General features: G+C 63.5%; 4 protein-coding genes. 3 read left to right on the forward strand and 1 reads right to left on the reverse strand.

The window, feature by feature from the left end; genetic code table 11:
* Together U9980_RS27225 and U9980_RS27230 are read left to right on the forward strand one after the other, a co-directional pair.
* Positions 1-406: colicin D domain-containing protein (locus U9980_RS27225; RefSeq protein WP_322770545.1), on the forward strand; the 406-nt coding region annotated here is incomplete at its 5' end.
* Positions 400-759 carry a colicin immunity domain-containing protein gene (locus U9980_RS27230; RefSeq protein WP_322770546.1) on the forward strand — a complete coding sequence of 120 codons (360 nt, stop codon included), beginning with the start codon at positions 400-402 and terminating at the stop codon, positions 757-759. The genes U9980_RS27225 and U9980_RS27230, both read left to right, overlap by 7 nt.
* 384 nt (positions 760-1,143) lie before the next feature.
* Here the strand turns inward: U9980_RS27230 and U9980_RS27235 are convergent, their stop codons facing one another.
* Complete coding sequence (locus U9980_RS27235; RefSeq protein WP_322770547.1) at positions 1,144-1,308, reverse strand: hypothetical protein; 165 nt, start codon at positions 1,306-1,308, stop codon at positions 1,144-1,146.
* Positions 1,309-1,676: 368 nt separating this feature from the next.
* On the opposite strand from U9980_RS27235, the gene U9980_RS27240 reads away from it, so the two are divergent.
* Complete coding sequence (locus U9980_RS27240; RefSeq protein WP_322770548.1) at positions 1,677-2,831, forward strand: DUF2993 domain-containing protein; 1,155 nt, start codon at positions 1,677-1,679, stop codon at positions 2,829-2,831.
* Positions 2,832-2,833 lie beyond the last annotated feature (2 nt).

Consider the following 2,833-nt stretch of genomic DNA (forward strand, 5'->3'; position numbering starts at 1 on the left):
CACCTACGTCCCCAACCCCTATCAGGAGCTCGACCCCCTCGGTCTCGCGCCGTGCACCACTGGCAGCCGCGGTGCCGCAGCAAAGTGGGCAGAAAAGGCCGACTTCTCAAATTCGAAGGTTATGAATAAGAAGTACGATGCTCATGCTGTGGACTTCGGCATCGGCGGGAATAAAAACAAGGCGAACCTCGCCGCATTCCAAGATGCGACGAAAGCGCACATGACTGCCGACGGAACAAATATTTACAGATTTAACTACCGGGGTCAGGGTCAAGCGGTCGGGTTCATTGATTCGGCAACAAGTAAGATGGTCATACTGCGTGCGGATTCCGGGCAGTTCTGGACTGCGTATCGTCTTGGCGACAATCAGTTTGCAGGAATTATCGATAATGGTTATCTATGGTGATTCGGAATTCGGCTGATGATGCGTCACAGCCGAGGCGGCGTGCCTGGTCATCGCCGTCTGAGGTCGATCCTGGAACCGGCATTGCCAGGCAGCTCGAACTAATGCATGAACTCATTGAGGCCAAGATTTCTGGCCCAGAGTTCGCACATGCGTGGCTGGCGGCTCGTCGTCATGCATTGGATGAGAAGGAGCGGGTTCGAGAGCGTTTCGATCGGATACTCACTGATGTCTTCTACCTTCTTGATGACTACGTGATCGACCCATCAATTCGTGATTCAGATGATATGACCGACGAGGAGCTGGTTGGGCGCGTCCGAAATGCACTGTGCGACCTATTGAGGTTGAACTCGTGACAATGAGGGCTGTTACGGTTCATGCAGGCGGATGGAGTGGCCGCCGACACGCCGGGTGAGCACGGCGGCTAGACTGCGCGCAGCCCGTCGCGCGGCGTAGGCCAGCACGGACGCCGGGGCCTTGAAACCCCTGCCCGCGACCGTGCTCGAAACCTTACCGGACGGCTCGCAGCTCGTGCGTGTACGCGAGTCCGACGCGATGCTCGTCCGCCGCCGCACGAAAACCGGCGCCGTCCATGTTCTGTGTTCCGCGGAACACACCGGTCGCCCACAACAACGGCATCTTAGGTAGAAAACGTCATCATAACAGCCGATTTCACCCACTGTCGGACGACATTCGGCCGAACGGTAGGTGGTTCCGGTCATCAGGATGGCCTCAACGACCTACGCACCCCGGCCCAGCATGGTCGCGCACAGGAAGGCGTGGTGCTCGTCGAACCGTCCGGTGAGCGCGTCGCGTCGGACGTCGAGTCTGCGGCGCATCCCGGTGCGGGCGAGATTGGCAAGCACGTTCGGGTCGCGCTCGCTGGCGATGAGCGGGTCGAGCATCGCCCGACCCGAGATGCTCGGGCACCTCGGCTGCGTGTCGGAGGCGCCGTCCCGGCGGGCGACACGGTTCGAACCGTCGGCTATACGACGCCATCCCAAGTCGACACCGAAAGCCGCAGTGCGGGTGGTCGGCTCGGGTGCGGGCAGGCAGACGGTGCTGCACACAGCCAGGCGAGCGCGGCCTCAAGGAATCAGTGCCGTCCGAGTTGTCGGGTAGATGCGTCGGGCGGTGTGTACTGCGTTCTGCGTAGCAGGGAGTGTCGGCGGGCGGACGATGACGAGACAGGCCGGCCCGGACACGCTTGAGGGGTACCCGAGAGCAGATCTGGAGACCTCACTCATGGCCACCTTCCGCTGTCGACTTCGTGGTGGGCATCGTGTTCATGGTGGGCATCGTGTTCGGTCTGGCCTCGGCTGTCCTGCTCGACACGAAACGGAGTGCTGACAACGTGGGTCACTGGCAGGAAGGCGAACAGAACACCACCGGCGGCCAGCAGCCTGCCGGTCTCCATACCGCCGGTATGGCCGGCGGCGATGTCGGCGATGTCTGCGATGTCGGGGGCGTGGTCCCGCGCCCCGCGGACACCCGGCCCCACCTGGCACAATCACCTACCCGGTCGCTGCCGCCGGGTGGACCGGACGATCTCGACGCACGACGGTGGGGACCACCTGTGGCGCAGGGACCACCCGTGGCGGAGGGGTTGTCGGGTGCGGTGGGGTTGCCCGTGGCGGAGGGGCTGCCGGCGGCGGAGCCTCCTCGCCGTCGCCGCCGGCGGTCCCGACGCCGGCTGCTTCTGATCGTCCTTGTCCTCCAGGTCGTCGTGCTCAGCGTGGTGGACCGGGTCGGGGCCCACGTCGCGGCATCCCAATTGGTCAGCCAGGTCCAGAAGAGCCAGCACCTGACGAGCAGGCCGGAGGCGTCCGTCGGAGGGATTCCGTTCCTGACCCAGGTGATGTCGGGCAGCTACAAGGACATCGGCTTCCGGATGCACCGGATCGCCGTACCCGACCTGTGTGTCGACGACATCAACGTGCACCTCAACGGTGTGCACGTCCCGCTTCGCAAGATGATCAGTAACGATGTGAAGACGGTGCCGATCGACCGGGTGGTCGGTTCGGTGCGCTTCACCTTCACCGACCTCAATGCCTACCTCGCCACCCAACCCGGGAAGGTCCAGTTGGCTCCGGCCGGAACAGGCATGCAGGTCTCGGCGCCCGTGGACATCCCGATCGTCGGGCAGATCACGGTCTTCGGTGATGTGCAGGCGAGCATCCAGAACAACCGACTCACAATCGCGCCCACCGGTATCGGCGTGAAGGGCCTGGGTGCCTTGAGTATCCCGCACGGTGCGGTGCAGATCCTGACCGTGACGGTGCCACTCAGCGGGCTGCCCATGAATCTGCAGTTGACCTCGGCGAAGGCGACATCGACCGGCATCGAGGTGACCGCCGAAGCGGATCACATCACGCTGGACGCGACACAGACAACGACGACGGCGACGCCCCCGATCCGGGGCTGCTGAGC

The sequence above is a fragment of the Protofrankia sp. Cr1 genome (genome assembly GCF_963555865.1).
Classification (GTDB): domain Bacteria; phylum Actinomycetota; class Actinomycetes; order Frankiales; family Frankiaceae; genus Protofrankia.